The following is a 16,074-nucleotide window of genomic DNA, read 5'->3' as shown; positions in this document are numbered from 1 at the left end:
AGGAAGTAGCTCGCGTGGCCTGGAAGCGCGCCCTGTGATATTTCTGATCGCGTCACGATGCTCATTCTGCGGATAACCCTCTCGTATTATTTAAGATTTTTGATCTTTCACAGAATGCCGAAGCGAACTCCCGCTTTACATACGAAAACTCTTAATGGAACAGCAAGCGCGGGTATACCCTTCAGGGCGATCCAGTGAAGGCTGGGCATCCGCACCGATCAAACCACTGTTTCGCTCATCCGGATCGCCAGCAAGAAACTTTGTCGTTTGTGCTTAACCACTCCCGACGGTCTCTTACGCTTCCACTCTTCAAGCGCGCGGAGAGAGATCAGTACGCGCCTCGGTGACGGGTGAAGTCGCGCGGGGCCGTTCCTTTCACGTACTGGTCGAATGTGCGCTGCCATTCGGCTGCGTACTTCGCGGTCCAGGCAGCCGACTGAATGCGGATGTATTGTTTTAGCAACCGCTTCCACGGTCATGCGATTGGCGGCAACCGCCCACGCAATTCGGCGCGTGCGCTGTTTCGCCACGAGCGGGTCTTCGCCCTTAGCTTTCAGCGATCGCGCAATGGCGATCAGATTACGAGCCTCGGCTAATTGGATAGCGGGGTAAGCACCCAGTCCCATTCCGCGCGGGCGACCGAATAAGGTGTATTTGAAAAGCCAGCCTTTCGTGCCAGCGGGTGACACTGGCAAGTAAAGTCCCATGCCGTCCAATGGTAGCCAGGTTTGGTTATCATCTTGCAGACGGGCGCGGTGAGACGGTGGGTGTTACATATGCTTTCTCCGTGGTAAATGCGATGCGACTACTCCTTTGCCTACCCATTCATTTTTCGATGGAGTTGAACTGGAATAAACGCCCTTAACTCGGAGAAAGTCTAGCTAATGCGGCGGTGGTGCGCCGCGCGGGTTTGAGTTTGACTGCCACAGACACGGGTGGCGAAGCGTGTGGGTATCCGTGAACGAAGGGGAAGGCGTTCAACTGTCTGTGGTTTTACGCTGAGCGTTCTTTTGAAGTCCCAAGCAGACGAAACTGCACGCTTGGTCTCCTTAAGAATTGGCGGTTAGAAGGCGTTTTCTTTGCTTCGTTTCTTTTTCGCCGTTGGAAAAAGAAACGAAGTCCCGCCACGGACAGTGGCTAACAGTGCTAAAAAGGACCAACGAACAGGGAACGCACGAAGCCCTAAAAAGCAGGACCCCGCCCACGCCGCCCCAGCCCTATCAACCTGGCAAATCCTGCCCCTTCGTTTCAGGCGCAAACGGAATCACTGCCAAACCAATCAAAAACGCGACAGCAGTTAGTGCAATCGGCACGCCGAGCGTCTTCATGTGCAGCACCATCGCGCCGATGCCAAAATTCACAATAGCCCCAAAAAACCGTCCAATCGATGTACAGAACGCGAACGCCGTCGCTCTCACGCGGGTTTCAAACTGCTCCGGCAGCCACAAACTGAAAAGAGCAAAATTCCCGCCAAAAAACCCCAACACCACCAGCAAGGCAATAAACGGCACGAGCCCGTTCTCAAGATAAAAGGCCCAACCAAACGCCAGCACAATCGACACTGCCATCCCGATGAAATACACCGCAAGCGTAAGCCTACGCCCGATCTTCTCCGCAATCGGCGGCAACGCAAGACATCCAACAATCGTACCGATGGACAATAACCCCGTCGCAATCGACGCCATGCGCGCAGCTTCCGGCTTCGTCATGCCGGCCTTCGTCGCAAGCTGAATCACCGCCGAAGGCTCATACACCGCCCCCGCCCATAACCCAATAATCGCCACGGTCAGCAACACGGTCGCAACAATCGTCCGCTGCCGGTATTGCGCGGAAAAAATCGAACGCAACGAACTGGCCTGCTTGACCACCGTTGCCTCGACCTTCTGCCACTTGTCGGTTTCCTTCACGCGCAGCAACACGATGATCGACACAACGACCGGCACCACGCCGACCAGGAACATTGCGCGCCAGCCAAACGTCGCGCCAATGGTGTAGTTCAGCGCCGCAGCAATAAAGAAGCCGGCGTAATAACCCGTCTGCAGATATCCGGCGCCCATCTTGCGCCGGTCTTCAGGCCAGGCCTCCGCCACATACGTACCCGCGAGCGCCCACTCTCCACCAATGCCCACGCCCGCCAGAAACCGGTAGATCCCCAGTTCCCAAACGCTATGCGAAGTCGCGGCGAGCCCGGTAAAAATCGCAAACGTGAAGATGGTCGCGGCCAGCACCTTGGTGCGCCCAAACCGGTCAGCGAGCGGCCCCCAAATGAACGACAAACCCCATCCCACCAGAAACAGCGCAAACAGGATCGATCCAGCAAGGCCGACATTCGCAGGCGTGGCGGCATAGCCGGAACGAGGCAACAGTTCTGTCAGGGCCGGCGCCAACACCAGCGCGTAGATGAACGAGTCCATTCCGTCGAGCGTCCAGCCCGCCCACGCGCCCCAGAAACCCACGATCTGGGTCCGGTTCAGCGGCGTTCGCGTGCGCCGGGCGGCAGCGATCGATGGTTCCAGTGTGCGTGGCATGAATGTCTTCCTGGTTGAAAGCGACGCGCTCTAGTGCGTGGATCGGGCGTCTGCGGGTAAGCACCGGGTCTTGCATGAAGGCTTAAGGTGCGATTTCATATATAATATTTGAAATCGCACGGATGACCACTCCGCACTTGTACCTAGCTTCGGTGAATAACGCGCATGAAAAACGAGTTGAGTCCGGCATTTCGCGAGGCGCAGTTCGAACCCCGTCAAAGCACGTCCCGTTACATTGCGGATGCGTTGCGTTCGGCGATCGTGGAAGGTACGTTGTTGCCGGGCGAGCCGCTACGACAGGACGCCATTGCCAGGCAGTTTTCAGTGAGCGCCATTCCCGTGCGCGAAGCGTTCCGGCAACTGGACAGCGAAGGCTGGGTCACCATCGAACAGAATCGGGGCGCATCGGTCAGCCTTCAATCGCCTGACGAGGCGCGCGAAATCTACGAGATTCGTGCATCGCTGGAAAGTCTGGCGATAGGCATCGCAATCGAGCGCCATACTGATGCAACGCTTGCCGAGGCGCGCGAACTGCTCGAAGCTGCTGCGAACGAGCCTGATCCCGCGCTATATGTTGTGCGCAACGAGCAGTTTCATATGAGTCTGTATGCGCCCGCCGAACGCCCGCACCTGATGGAACTGATTGGCACCATGCACCGGAGGGGCGAGCGGTATCTGCGTCTCAAGTTCGGCATGCCCACGTTCAAGGGCCAGTCCGACGCCGAACACGAAGCCATTCTCCAGGCACTGCACGCTCGCGATACCGAAGCGGCACAGACACTGGTTGCACGTCATCTGCTCGCGACCGGCGAACTGGTTTATCGTTTCCTTCATGACGCGCAAAAGCAGGCACACGCCTCGCAGCCAAAGAAGCGCCGCCGCTCCTCCACTACAGCGAAGTCAGCGTAAGCGCCCGACTTCAAAAGACATACCCGAGGCCACCGCATGAATTCTTCCGAACACGCCGAAACCGCCCCAGCGCCGCGCCAATGGAACACGCGAGCGCTGGAGAAGGCGCGGCGACTGAAGGCAATCGAAGGCTGGCTCGATGGCGGCGTGCTGAAATCGGAACGCATTGTCGATGCACTGGAAACGCTGATTCAATCCGGCGACCGCGTCGCGCTGGAAGGCAACAATCAGAAGCAGGCGGATTTTCTTTCGCGTGCGTTCGCGAAGCTCGATCCGTCGCGCGTGCATGACGTGCATCTGTTGATATCGAGTATCAGCCGGCCGGAGCACCTGACGTTGTTCGAACGCGGGATCGCGCGCAAGGTGGACTTCTCGTTCGCCGGTCCACAGAGCCTGAGGGTCGCGCAATTGCTCGAGGACGGACAACTCGAGATTGGCGCGATTTATACGTATATCGAACTATATGCGCGTATGTTCATCGACCTGACGCCACAGGTGGCGCTTGTATGCGCAGTGCAGGCCGACCGGCACGGCAATCTCTACACAGGTCCGAATACCGAAGACACGCCAACCATTGTAGAAGCGACGGCATTTCGTCATGGCATCGTGGTCGCGCAGGTGAACGAGATCGTCGATGAACTGCCGCGTGTCGACATCCCCGGCTCATGGGTCGATGTGGTCGTGCAGGCGGACCGGCCATTCGCGGTCGAGCCGTTGTTCACGCGCGATCCGCGTCATATCGGCGAATTGCAGATTCTCATGGCCATGATGACCCTGCGCGGCATTTACGAACGTTATGGCGTGCGGGCGTTGAATCACGGCATCGGTTTCGATACCGCCGCCATCGAACTGCTCCTGCCCACGTATGGCGCGGCGCACGGCCTCAAGGGCAAGATCTGCACGCACTGGGCGCTCAATCCGCATCCCACCTTGATTCCCGCCATCGAAAGCGGATGGGTGGAGAGCGTGCATTGCTTCGGCAGCGAAGTGGGAATGGAAGACTACATTGAAGCGCGATCCGACGTGTTCTTCACCGGACGCGATGGCAGCCTGCGCTCGAACCGCGTGCTGTGCCAGCTCGCCGGGCAATACGGCGTTGATCTGTTTATCGGCTCGACATTGCAGATGGACGCGGACGCGAATTCCTCGACGGTGACGCTCGGCCGTCTCGCCGGTTTTGGCGGCGCGCCAAACATGGGGCACGACCCGCGCGGACGCCGGCATTCGAGCAAAGCGTGGTTATCGTTGATGAAAAGCGACGGACCCAACAGCGCAATAAGCCGCGGCCATAAACTGGTCGTGCAGACCGCCGAGACGTTCAAGAAAGGCGGTGAGCCGACCATTGTCGATGCGCTCGATGCCATCGCCGTCGGCAAGCAAAGCAACATGCCGATCGCGCCGGTGATGATCTACGGCGACGACGTGAGCCACGTGGTCACCGAGGAAGGGATCGCGTATCTGCACGCGGCAGAGGGCGTTGAGGAGCGCCGTGCGGCGTTGCGGGCGGTGGCCGGCGTGACACCCATCGGCATGCGCGCCGACCCGGCCAAGACCGCGGAGTTGCGCCGGCGCGGCGTGGTGGCGTATCCGGAAGACCTCGGCATTCGGCGCGGCGAAGCGAAGCGCTCGCTGCTCGCGGCGCGCAGTATCGATGATCTGGTGGCGTGGTCCGGCGGCTTGTATCAGCCGCCCGCGAAATTTCGCGGCTGGTGAGCGCCATGCGCTGCGCTCACGCTCTCATTGAAGACACCGCATGCGACCAGTCGGTGCTCGCCGACCTCGCAGTCAATGCGTTGATCGACGAAGCCTGCCTCACGCCAAAACCCGCGCTGGTGGATCGGCGTGGCAGCGGAGCGCATCGTGATCTCGACCTCAACACAATGCTGCGTTCCGCTCGTGCATTGCGGCCGACCTTTCTTGCACTGGCGCGTGCGTCGGTAAATGCCGAACCGTCGCAACGATTGCGCGAGCAGCTTGCGCGGATCGGCCGCGAAGGCGAAGTCGCGATGCTGCGCGCAACAGGCGGCAGCAATGCGCATCGTGGCGCGATATGGATTGTCGGGCTGCTGGTTGCAGCAGCCGCGATGAACCCCGCCAGCGATCCGGAAACGCTGTGTTCGCAAGCCGCCGCTATCTCGCGCTTCGAGGATCGTTTTGCGCCTTCGTCCATTGCATCGACACATGGCGCTTGCGTCATTCAACGCTTTGGCGTTGCCGGTGCGCGAGGACAGGCGGCAGAAGGTTTTCCTCATGTGCTTCACGCCGGGTTGCCCGCCCTGCGCGATTCCCGCTCAAAAGGCGCCTCCGAAAACGCCGCGCGGCTCGACGCGTTGGCGGCCATCATCGCCACGCTCGATGACACCTGTCTTCTGCATCGGGGCGGCCGCGTTGCTTTGGAAGCCGCGCAATCCGGCGCGCTCGAAGTATTGCAAGCAGGCGGCGCATCGCAACGTGAAGGCTACGCGGCGCTCCTGCGTCTGGACCGGACGTTGCTGGAATTGAACGCGTCGCCCGGTGGAGCGGCGGACTTGCTCGCCGCGACGCTCTTTCTCGATACCCTTGCCTGCGTCGGCTGACGCTGAGAGATTCCGCCATGGAAAAGCTGCGCTACGAATACCCCGCCACACGCCTCGTGCCGCAACGCGCGCATGTGGGTGTCGTTGGTTCGGGAGACCTGGAAATCCTGCTGTCGCCATCGGCAACGGATCGTGCGGAAGTCGTGATCCGCACGAGCGTCGACGGATATGAACATGTCTGGAAAAGTGTGCTCGACCGGTTTTTCTCGCGATACGACGGCGCCGCCAAACTCGAATTGAACGACTTCGGCGCAACACCCGGCGTCGTGATGCTGCGGCTGGCCGAAGTAGTGGAAGCCAGCGAAGGAGTCACGCCATGAACGCTCACGACAGCTTTATTGCACGGCATAGTTTCATAGAACTGACGGCGCGCGAACGTGCTCGCGCGCTGCTCGATCCGGGCACGTCCCGCGAGTTACTCGGGCCGTTCGACCGGCTCGAGTCGCCATGGCTCGCGATGCAGAACGTAGTCTGCCAGTCCGACGATGGCGCGGTGATCGCGCGCGGAACGCTCGGCGGTGAACCTGCGGTCATTGCCGCGATCGAGCCTGCGTTTCAAGGCGGCAGCATTGGCGAAGTGTCGGGCGCGAAGATCGCGGCATCGCTTGAATTTGCATTGCGCGAGTTCGAAGCGGGCCGCGCGATACGCCCCGTGATCCTGTTCGAAACCGGTGGCGTGCGGCTGCAGGAAGCCAATCTCGGGCTCGCGGTGATCGCGGAGATCCAGGCGGCGATTGTCGCGTTGCGTCGCCATGTGCCGGTGGTCGGCGTGATCGGCGGGATGGTGGGATGCTTCGGCGGAATGTCGCTGGCCGCGGCCTTGTGCAGCTATCTCGTGATGACGCGCCAGGCGCGGCTTGGCATGAACGGACCGGAGGTGATCGAACAGGAAGCGGGCGTTGAAGAGCTCGATTCGCGTGACCGGAAGCTCATCTGGTCGATGATCGGCGGCGAGCAACGCGCGGCGGTCGGCCTTGTGGATACGCTCGTGGAAGACGATACGGATCAGGTCCGTGACGCGGTGCTGAGCGCATTCGAAAGTGGCCTGCCACAAAGTCACCGCACGGAACAAGTCGATAAACAACTCGAACGGCTTGCGCGCGTCGATCCTTCGGCAATCGATCCCGCCGTGCTGCGCACGCTTTGGCAAGGAGACGCATGATGAGCGCCACACGCGGACAAATCTGGTTCAACGCGCTGACATCGCGTGAAGCTAACGACGATGGTCCGGTTCGCCGTGCCGACGCCGCGCTTGGCGATGCCACCGCGCGCTTTATCGCCATTGTTCCGGACCCGCACAACCGCTTCCCGCGCGCCACCGACAACGTGGTCGGACTAGAACAAGGCTGGCTGCTCGCGCGAGCGGTGCGCGAGGCAATGGACGCGGATCGCGAGGCAACGGTGAAGCGCCCGATCATTGCTATCGTCGATGTGAAAAGCCAGGCGTATGGCCGTCGCGAGGAACTGCTTGGTGTCCATCTCGCGTGCGCGGCGGGCGTGGACGCCTATGCGAGCGCGCGGCTCGCCGGGCATCCGGTGATCGCGTTGATTGTCGGCCCCGCCATGTCGGGCGCGTTCCTCGCGCATGGTTATCAGGCGAACCGCATCATCGCGCTGGACGCGAGCGGCATCAGCGTGCACGCAATGGGCAAGGAAGCGGCTGCGCGCGTCACACGCCGCAGCGTGGAGGGACTCGATGAACTCGGTGATCGCGTACTGCCGATGTCGTACAAGATGAGCGCGTATGCAAAGCTTGGGCTCTTGCATGAACTGATAGAAGGGATCAATGCCGATACCCCCACGCGCGAAGATGTGGCGCGCGTTCAGGCTTCGTTGATCGCGGCCGTGGACGATGCCCGCCGAGGTCCGAACGATCTTTCGTCACGCTTGCAATCGGCGGATGCAAAACGCATTCGTGCTGCGTCCATAGAAGTGCGCAAGCGCATGGCGGAGCAATGGGACGCGCCGTGAGCCCGCACGACTTGCTGCGGCTCGGACCAGACACGCCTGCTTTTGCGGATGCGCCTGCATGGGTTGCAGCTTCACTGGAACGCGCACCGTTCGTGGTGGTTCGTCGTGCGTACGATCTGGAGGGACGCATTGCAGTGGGAATTCGCGGTGCGGTGCGCAGCGAGCGTTTCGGTTCATGGATTGATCCGGTGCACGTTCGGGAAGTGCTCTCGCCCGAAGTCCTTCGCATGAAAAAGCCGTGCTCGACTCGCGCGGCGTTAGCGGCGTTCCGCTTGCTCGGGACCATAACACCTATCTGCGATTCCTCCGGATACGCGTGGGGACCCGCGGGCAGCGTGGGCTTCGAATTGGCAAGCGGATGTCCGACGGTCACCGATACAAGCGATCTCGATCTTGTAATGCGCGCGCCTGAACCCTTAAGCCGTTCTATAGCAAAGAAGCTGTTCGATGCACTTTCGGCCGCCGCTCTTGAACACAAAACACGCATCGACGTTCAGATCGAAACGTGCGAAGGCGCATTTTCTCTCGCTGAGTTTGCACGTTCCGGCGCACACGTCATGCTGCGATCAGCCGATGGCGTGAAGCTCGTCACCGATCCCTGGCAAGCGAGCCGCACCGCATGATCGCTTTCCTTTTTCCCGGCCAGGGCTCGCAGTACGCGGGCTTCCTGCACACGCTCGGTGGAACTTCGCCGCATGCGCGGATTGCGTCGACTTTCGAAGAGGCATCGGACGTGTTGCATATGAACGTCCTTGACCTCGATAGCGCCGACACATTGAGATCGACCATTGCCGTGCAGCTTGGTTTGTTTGTCGCCGGCGTTGCAACGGTGCGTGCGTTGCGCGATGAAGGCATCGTGCCGGATGCGGTCGCGGGGTTGTCGGTAGGCGCATACGGCGCAGCGGTTGCGGCGAACGCCATCAGTTTCGATGACGCTTTGAGGCTCCTGCAACTGCGCGCGCAATTGATGGAGCGCGCTTATCCGCAGGGCTACGGCATGCTTGCCATGTCGGGGCTTGGCGAGCGTGAAGTGGACGCCGTCATTGCCGGTACGCATGCGAAGGCTGCGTTCATCGCGAACCTCAACGCGCCACGGCAGATCGTGGTGGCCGGCGCCGATAACGACCTCGAACTGGTGCGCCAGGCAGCGCTTCGCGCGGGCGCGCGCAAAGCCGAGCGCCTGGCGGTAAGCGTGCCGTCGCACTGCGTGCTTCTCGACAGCGCATCCCGCGAACTCACCGAAGCCGCAAGCAAGATCGCGTTCAATGCGCCGTCGATTCCGTACATCGGCAATCGTGGTGCGCGTCCGTTGCGGCAGGCCGAAGCGGTGCGCCTGGACCTCGCGACGAACCTGCGTTATCCCGTCCGGTGGCACGACTCGACCATCGTGCTGAGCGAACTCGGAATGCAGGTGTTCGTGGAAATGCCGCCGGGGCGCACGCTCACGCAACTCGCCGACGACGCCCTTCCGGGTATCGCGAAGGTCGCCGTGGAGCAGACGTCGATCAGTTCGGCTGCGGCGCTGATCCGCTCACGCGCCGCCGGCTGTTAGCGGGCAACTTCAGATACGTCCGGCGACATTGGAAAGCATTTTCCGCGCTCGCGCTTGTTATAATCATTTCATCCGGCGAACATAATCTAACAACTCATAACTCGGTGCTGGCCGCGCGCCCTCACGTTCTCCCCAATGACCAAGAGCGAACGCCTCCGTATTCTTGCTGAAGCCTTGCGCGAACAAAGCGTCATGCGCCTTCGCGACGCCGCGACCCTGTTGGATGTATCGGAGATGACGGTGCGCCGCGACATTGCATCGAGTCCCGGGACCTTCACTTATCTTGGCGGTTATATCGTTCGCGCTTCGGACGTGCCCAATGGTTCGGGCTATACCATAGACGAAGAAAAGGATCACTTCGCGCAAGCCAAGGCGGACGCGTCGGCGGTTGCCGCGCGCTTGCTGGTGGACAGCGAGACGGTCTTCATCGACTGCGGCACGACGCTCACTACCTTGGCGCGGCTGATTCCTGTGGAAATGCATCTGACGGTCGTGTGTTATTCGCTGAATGTGGCCGAGATTCTGCGGCGCAAGCCGAACGTCCGGATGATCTTGCTGGGCGGCGTTTATGCGCCGTCATCGGATTCGTTTTCCAGCGATGAAAGCATCGAGACGCTCAAGCGGATGGGGATCAACAAGGCGTTCATATCGGCGGGTGGCGTGGACGAAACGCGCGGCGTGACGTGCTGGAATTTCCACGAGGTGGCGATCAAGCAGGCGGCAATGGAGAGCGCTGTTGAAAGACATCTTGTTGTCGACGCCAGCAAGCTGGGGAAGGTCAAGGCGCTGCGGTTCTCGCAACTGGAACAGTTCGATTCCGTGATTACGGAGACGGGGATGAGCTGGAGGAAGTGATGGTGAAATGGCCCATCCAGATGCAGGCCGTCACCTTTCCGATAAGTACGTCACCGCACTTTGCTGTCCTCCATGCTGGCGTCAGCGCGCCGGCGAAGGCTGATTCGCTCTACGGTGCTCATATGCTCAACGCCCCACGCGCAAAGCGGCGCTAAAGCCGCAGCCAGAGACCGCCCAAAATCAGTGAGGGAATATTCCACCTTCGGCGGAATCTCCTTAAAGTCGATTCGCTCGATCACTTCGTCCATCTGCAGTTCTTTCAATTGCTGAATCAGCACCTTGTCGCTGACGCCGCCCACCGCACGCTTCAGTTCGCCATAGCGATGCACGCCATGGGCGAGATGAAACAGGATCAAGGGTTTCCATTTCGCGCCAAGCACCGCTAAAGCGGCGTCCAGCCCGCAGGTAAAGCTCATCGTCGACATTTCTGATACTCCGGCCAAGGTACTTACCAAAAGGTAAATACTGTTCAAATTGTTCGCTCAAGTCTACTCTTCCCTACTTGATTCCTCAGGAGGTGATTATGAGCAGGCTCGATGGAAAATTGCCGTGGTGACGGGCGGCAATAGCGGCATTGGACTGGCGGCGGCTACGCGCTTCGCGGCGGAAGGTGCGAAGGTGGTTATCGTCGGCCGTCGAAAGGAGGCGCTGGATCGGGCGCTCAAGGCAATCGGACAGGGTGCGACATCGATCCAGGGAGATATCTCCAGACTCGAGGACCTCGATCGCATCTTTGCCACGATCAAGTCGGAGCACGGACGAATCGATGTCCTGTTCGCCAATGCAGGATTGGGCGACATGCAGCCCCTTGGGGCCATTACCGAGGCGTCGTTCGACCGGACCTTCGGCGTCAACGTGAAGGGGACGCTGTTCACGGTTCAGAAGGCGCTGCCGCTGATGACGGCGGGCGGGTCGATCATCCTCACCGGCTCGACCACCGGTTCAAAGGGCACGCCGGCTTTCAGCGTGTATAGCGCGACCAAGGCTGCCATTCGCAACCTTGCGCGAAGCTGGGCGCTGGATCTGAAGGGCACCGGCATCCGCGTGAACGTGCTGTCTCCCGGGGCAACCGCCACGCCGGGCTTGCTCGATGGTCTTGTTCCGGCGAGCGATCAGGAAGCGATGATTGCCGGTCTGACCGCGCAGACGCCGCTCGGACGCATCGGGAAGCCGGAAGAAACCGCCGCTGCCGCGCTGTTCCTCGCATCCGACGAAAGCAGCTTCATGACCGGAAGCGAGTTGTTTGTCGATGGCGGCATGGCTCAGGTTTGAGGAAGTTTGCAGCCGCGGCGACGCGTCAGGCGCGCACCTTGTCGCCGCGCGGCGTCAAGAAAGCGAGCGCGGCCGCGACAACGAACAGCGCAGGCACATCGCCGAATAAATGGCCGAGATGGTGCGCCCCGCCCGCTTCGACGCCGAAGGATTGCGCCGCCATGATCGTGCCGTGCACGACGCTCGACCACACCGTGAACCAGATCAGGCTCAGATGCTTCATCGGATCACGCGACGCAATCAGCAGAAACACGCCGAGCGTCGCGTATATCCCCACGATCATCAGCGGATAGTCGGAATGGCCGCTGTGCCACGTCCAGCCGGATGGCCACAGGATCATTAACGGCCAGATCGCGAATACGGCGATCAGACCGACGACAATCAAGGCGATGCGCAAGGCAGCGAGTCGTTGTGTGTCGTTCATGACGGTCTCCTCGGGGCGGCGTGCCTGCCGCATACATTACACCTGTATGCGGCCGTTTTTTTCGGAGTACCCCGCGCCGCTTTTCCGTATCCGCCTGTTACTCGCCACTTTCTTCGCGCTCAAAAATTGGCGTGGACGTTGACGAACGCGCTCAACGATTCACCCTCGTACGCTCCCGCGGCATTCGCCGCCACGAAGTAACGCCGGTCCGTCAGATTGTGAACGTTGAGATCGATTCCCCATTTGGGCGCTTCATAGCCAATTGCAGCATTCGCGATCACATACGACGGAATGGAATTGACGTTCGTGATATCGCTATAGGTCTTGCTGACATAGTTGACACCCGCGCCGACATGGAAACCCGGCACGCCCGCGATGGAAAAATTGTACGTAGTCCACAAGTTCGCGATGTACGCCGGTGCGCCCTGAGGATGATTGCCGACCGACGTAATACCTTGCGGATTGTCCGTGATCTTCGCCTGTTGCGCCGTGAAATTGGCGATAACATGCCATTGCGACGTGAGGCTCGCGTCCAGGGACGCTTCCGCGCCTTTCGTGCGTTGACTGTCGAAGACGACGCTTTCGATATTGTTTATGGTTGTCAGCGACGCCACGTTGTCGCGCTTTACGTCGAATAGCGCCGTGTTCAGGACGTACCTGTCATCGAGAAACGAAAACTTGATGCCTGCTTCGTATTGCAGCGCGGATTCCGGGGCGCCAATGCCATTTTGCGTATTCTCGGAGTTGAAGTTAGCGAGATGGCTCTTCGAGATGCCAAAGTACGGCGACATCCACGGCAGTACCTTGTACAGCACGCCGACGTTCCAGCTCACCGGCGCGTCGTTGCGCGTGTTGGTCATGCCGGCCACGAGCGGGTCTCCCTGCGTGTCGAACCGTCCAGGCACCGTGATGTTCGGCGTCAACGACGTGTCCCACCAATCCTTGCGTACGCCCGCGCGGATTTTCAGCTTGTCGGTGACGTCGATCTGATCGGTTGCATAAACGCTGTAGTAATTGGCGAGCAGATGATCGTTGTCGCACGAGTGCTTGGCGTCGCAGAGAAACGTCAGCCCGGCCAGCGAAGTCTCCGGTGGCACCGGGGCGAATGCATTCGGAATGTTCGGCAGATCTGCCGTGCTGCGTTCGGTATCGATGGTCTGGTGCTGATACTCGAAGCCCGTCAGCAACGTGTGCTTGACGCTGCCGGTCGCGAAGCGCCACACCGGCTCCAACTGATAGTCGATGCTGTTATCCGAATCGTCCTGCTGGCGCAGTTGCCTGCCGACCACTTGATTGCCGCTCACCTTCGTACTCGTGCTGTCGCCGTTGCCCAGCACGTCGAGGCTGCGGTGCAAATACGAAAAGCGGTTGTTGATGGTCAGGAAGTCGTTGACCTTCCACTCGTCGGTAAGCGTCGGGCGAACGTAGTTGCCGCGAGCGAACGCAAACGGCGTCGAATATTTCGCGTCGCGCGATACGCCCGTAATGGGCGATCCATTGAAATAGATCAGGCCGTACGAGTCGGGCGTTTCGTGAATGTCTCGTGCATCGATTGAGAAATCGATCTTGTGATTGTCGAGCTTCCATTCGAACGCCGGGCGGATTTCTTCATCGCGGCTGGCCAGATCACGGAATCCATCGGAGCGCGATACCGTTGCGTCGACGCGATAGTTCAAGCCCGAAATTCCGGTCGGTCCCGTCACATAACCGCTACCGCCGATGGTGCCAAACGAACCCGACTGCACATTGCCGCCAAAATGGAAATCGGAGGACGGCGCGTAGTGGACGATATTGATCGTGCCTCCAGGGGGTCCGCTGCCGAACAGCGCCGAGCCGGGACCTTCCAGAACCTCGATGCGCTCCACGCCATTCAACGAATGCGAGATGCCGCCCAGCAAGTCGCCGTCGGAGAACCCGTCGTTATAGATCTGCGCGTTCAGGCCACGGACCAGGAAGTGATCGTAATAGCCCTTGGTATCCTGACCGCCGACGTTCACGCCGCTGGCATTGCTGACGCCTTGACGCAGCATGGTCGCGCCTTGCTCGGTCAGGAGCGCGCGCGGAATCACCTGCACGCTCGCGGGCAAGTCCTTGAGCGCGGTTCCCGTCTTGCTTACACCCGTGATCTGGCTGGGGTCGTTCACGTTATCGTTCTGAGCCAGCCCGGATGTTGCACGGACCTGTACGGGCGGCAATGTCGGCGCTTCAACCGCGTTGCCTGTCTTGTTGCCGGATGGCGGCGTTTCCTGAGCCGCTGCCGGATGGGCCAGCGTCAGTGCAACGAGTGACCCGGCCAAGCCCGCGCTTGCCTTTTTTCCGAACCTTCGGACATCGATTTTCTTCACGTTCCATTCTCCTGTTTTGCGTGGTGCCGGTTGTCATGTCGTATGCGAGCGCAGGGTTTGCAGTCCAAGGCTGATAAGGCCGTGCTCAGGCTTAATCTGTAAATGCAAATCGTTACGATTTATATTCAAAAAAAAGCCGAAATTAGCCCTTCTTATTCACGTTTGCACCGTTTCTTCGCGAAGTTCGATACAGAATTCAACGCGCCTTTCGGCTTCCCTGATATCGATGGACAAACGCGAAAGCGAACTTTGCCAGCCCCCTTTCAACGAACCGGTCACACATTTATTCCGGCGCGCTCAAGCGCATTCATTACGAGTTGTTACAAGCCTGTGAGCGCTACCCCGTTGCAAGGAGATCAATGGATTGTCATGAAGTTGTCGCGGCGTCTAACGGGGTGTTTGGCCCGGGAGCATAAAAATGCCCGCTTTCCCGTTCACAGGACGAAAACCGTGAACCCAGCCGTTACCCAGTTTCGCAAGGCATGGACTGCAAGAGTCGCTAAAAACGGGTGCCCGTCTCTCGCATCCTCAATCGCAAATACCGATGCAAGCACCAGTCCGATAAGAAATGTCATGCACATATACAGCGTGCTGTAGTTGTGGCCTGACGCAAAGAATGCGGCAGATACCACGATCGCCATTCCGGTGGGAAAACGGAGCTTTTCTAAAAGTCGGATGCAAGCCCATTGCGTTATTGCCGTCTCAAGCAGCGGCGCCAATAAGCAGCCAAGCAAAAGAATCCTGAGGAGATCGTTCTTTCCCCAGCCGGGGCCGCCGAACGGCATTCCTGGATGAAAGACAGCAAAGGCTATCGTTGGAATGGCGGCAACATAGGTACACACGAACGCGAGCAGAACCAGCTTTACCGTGGGTAGTCCAGTCAACCACTTCACGGCTGTTTGGTATGTCGCGATGCGCATTGTTTTTCTTTGGATCAGGAGAACACGCCTCACCCGCGCCCGGATGCCGACGCGAGATAGATGCGAACGAGTTCACGGATTTCCGTCAGGAGCATGGCTCGAATGGCGGGCTCTTCGTTCGCGGTATTGACCACGCCCTTGAGTGTGTGAAGCAGCACGACCGACATGAGCTTCGCCTTGGCCGGGCTCAAGCCGGGAATCGCCCGGCGCAGGATGTCCGCCACGCCCCCGCGCATCACTTCGCGAAACCGCGCGCGTTCGTCAGCGCTGGCCCCACGCGCATCTACCAGGGAATTTGCGAAGCTGCGCTGCGATTGCAGCACAAGCATGAAGTCGACAAACGCATCGGCCACGCTTTCAAGCGGCAATTCCGACACCTGCTGCGCCATCTCGGCAAGTCCATTCTTGACGTGAAGCGCGTAACGAAGCAGCAGCGCGTCGGCGAGCGACTCCTTTGACGGAAAGAATCGATAAAGCGAGCCGATCGCCGTCCCGGAGCGGGCAGCGATCTCGGTCATGGTCGCCGCGTCATAACCTTTCTCCGTGAACACCTGAACCCCAGCCTCCATGATCGCGGCAACGCGCAGGCGGCCCTTTTCTCCTTTGGGTTCGGACCCACGAGCGGCGTCTGAAATCTGTTTGGGCAAGTTCATCCTGGCTAACCGATATGCGAAGTTTTGAGAGTATTTCCTCTCATTTTACTACATCGCATGGAGCTTAAT

At 59.8% G+C, this 16,074-nt stretch carries 17 protein-coding genes; 10 read left to right on the top strand and 7 right to left on the bottom strand.

The features are described 5' to 3' along the window. Positions 1-218 precede the first annotated feature (218 nt). Together AWB64_RS32725 and AWB64_RS16785 are read right to left on the bottom strand one after the other, a co-directional pair. Positions 219-707 (bottom strand): Arm DNA-binding domain-containing protein, encoded by a 489-nt coding sequence (locus AWB64_RS32725; protein WP_075643294.1) that lies wholly within the window; start codon positions 705-707, stop codon positions 219-221. Between the two features lie 513 nt (positions 708-1,220). Beyond that, complete coding sequence (locus AWB64_RS16785) at positions 1,221-2,528, bottom strand: MFS transporter (RefSeq protein ID WP_060856544.1); 1,308 nt, start codon at positions 2,526-2,528, stop codon at positions 1,221-1,223. Between the two features lie 165 nt (positions 2,529-2,693). Here AWB64_RS16785 and AWB64_RS16780 point away from each other — a divergent pair, with 165 nt between their 5' ends. The 9 genes from AWB64_RS16780 (at position 2,694) to AWB64_RS16740 (ending at position 10,391) form a co-directional block, all read left to right on the top strand. Then, positions 2,694-3,437, top strand: a complete 744-nt coding sequence (locus AWB64_RS16780; RefSeq protein WP_060856543.1) for a GntR family transcriptional regulator — start codon at positions 2,694-2,696, stop codon at positions 3,435-3,437. Positions 3,438-3,473: 36 nt separating this feature from the next. Then, complete coding sequence (mdcA, locus tag AWB64_RS16775) at positions 3,474-5,150, top strand: malonate decarboxylase subunit alpha (protein WP_060856542.1); 1,677 nt, start codon at positions 3,474-3,476, stop codon at positions 5,148-5,150. Between the two features lie 5 nt (positions 5,151-5,155). Continuing rightward, positions 5,156-6,013 (top strand): triphosphoribosyl-dephospho-CoA synthase, encoded by an 858-nt coding sequence (locus tag AWB64_RS16770; RefSeq protein WP_060856574.1) that lies wholly within the window; start codon positions 5,156-5,158, stop codon positions 6,011-6,013. Positions 6,014-6,030: 17 nt separating this feature from the next. Then, entirely contained in the window at positions 6,031-6,333 is a 303-nt protein-coding gene (locus AWB64_RS16765) for a malonate decarboxylase subunit delta (RefSeq protein ID WP_060856541.1), read from the top strand. Beyond that, positions 6,330-7,175: a biotin-independent malonate decarboxylase subunit beta gene (locus tag AWB64_RS16760; protein WP_060856540.1), complete on the top strand. Its 846-nt coding sequence runs from the start codon at positions 6,330-6,332 to the stop codon at positions 7,173-7,175. The genes AWB64_RS16765 and AWB64_RS16760 overlap by 4 nt, the downstream gene beginning before the upstream one ends. Then, on the top strand, positions 7,175-7,984 hold the full coding sequence (gene mdcE, locus AWB64_RS16755; protein WP_060856539.1) for a biotin-independent malonate decarboxylase subunit gamma: 810 nt from the start codon (positions 7,175-7,177) through the stop codon (positions 7,982-7,984). Before AWB64_RS16760 ends, mdcE begins: the two co-directional genes overlap by 1 nt. After that, positions 7,969-8,607, top strand: a complete 639-nt coding sequence (locus AWB64_RS16750) for a malonate decarboxylase holo-ACP synthase (protein WP_060856538.1) — start codon at positions 7,969-7,971, stop codon at positions 8,605-8,607. Before mdcE ends, AWB64_RS16750 begins: the two co-directional genes overlap by 16 nt. After that, positions 8,604-9,536, top strand: a complete 933-nt coding sequence (mdcH, locus tag AWB64_RS16745) for a malonate decarboxylase subunit epsilon (RefSeq protein WP_060856537.1) — start codon at positions 8,604-8,606, stop codon at positions 9,534-9,536. Before AWB64_RS16750 ends, mdcH begins: the two co-directional genes overlap by 4 nt. Positions 9,537-9,671: 135 nt before the next feature. After that, positions 9,672-10,391: a DeoR family transcriptional regulator gene (locus AWB64_RS16740; protein ID WP_060856536.1), complete on the top strand. Its 720-nt coding sequence runs from the start codon at positions 9,672-9,674 to the stop codon at positions 10,389-10,391. A gap of 50 nt (positions 10,392-10,441) precedes the next feature. Here AWB64_RS16740 and AWB64_RS16735 read toward each other — a convergent pair whose 3' ends face one another. Further along, positions 10,442-10,816, bottom strand: coding sequence for a winged helix-turn-helix transcriptional regulator (locus AWB64_RS16735; protein ID WP_060856535.1), 375 nt, complete (start codon positions 10,814-10,816; stop codon positions 10,442-10,444). A 124-nt stretch (positions 10,817-10,940) separates the two neighbouring features. Between AWB64_RS16735 and AWB64_RS16730 the strand changes: the two genes are divergently transcribed. Further along, positions 10,941-11,663, top strand: coding sequence for an SDR family NAD(P)-dependent oxidoreductase (locus AWB64_RS16730; protein WP_060856534.1), 723 nt, complete (start codon positions 10,941-10,943; stop codon positions 11,661-11,663). A 25-nt stretch (positions 11,664-11,688) separates the two neighbouring features. Here the strand turns inward: AWB64_RS16730 and AWB64_RS16725 are convergent, their stop codons facing one another. The 4 genes from AWB64_RS16725 to AWB64_RS16710 all read right to left on the bottom strand — a co-directional run bounded on the left by AWB64_RS16725 (position 11,689) and on the right by AWB64_RS16710 (position 16,005). Continuing rightward, positions 11,689-12,087 carry a DUF6632 domain-containing protein gene (locus AWB64_RS16725; protein ID WP_060856533.1) on the bottom strand — a complete coding sequence of 133 codons (399 nt, stop codon included), beginning with the start codon at positions 12,085-12,087 and terminating at the stop codon, positions 11,689-11,691. 119 nt (positions 12,088-12,206) lie between these two features. Beyond that, a complete protein-coding gene (locus AWB64_RS16720; RefSeq protein WP_082850510.1) occupies positions 12,207-14,432 on the bottom strand; it encodes a TonB-dependent receptor in 2,226 nt (741 codons plus the stop codon). Between the two features lie 434 nt (positions 14,433-14,866). Beyond that, a complete protein-coding gene (locus tag AWB64_RS16715) occupies positions 14,867-15,352 on the bottom strand; it encodes a CPBP family glutamic-type intramembrane protease (RefSeq protein ID WP_060856532.1) in 486 nt (161 codons plus the stop codon). Between the two features lie 29 nt (positions 15,353-15,381). After that, positions 15,382-16,005 (bottom strand): TetR/AcrR family transcriptional regulator, encoded by a 624-nt coding sequence (locus AWB64_RS16710; RefSeq protein ID WP_060856531.1) that lies wholly within the window; start codon positions 16,003-16,005, stop codon positions 15,382-15,384. Positions 16,006-16,074 lie beyond the last annotated feature (69 nt).

Source organism: Caballeronia sordidicola, from assembly GCF_001544455.2.
In the GTDB taxonomy this organism is placed as follows: Bacteria; Pseudomonadota; Gammaproteobacteria; order Burkholderiales; family Burkholderiaceae; genus Caballeronia; species Caballeronia sordidicola.
The sequence above is the reverse complement of the archived record's forward strand: the minus strand, read 5'-3'. Positions and strand labels throughout refer to the sequence as shown.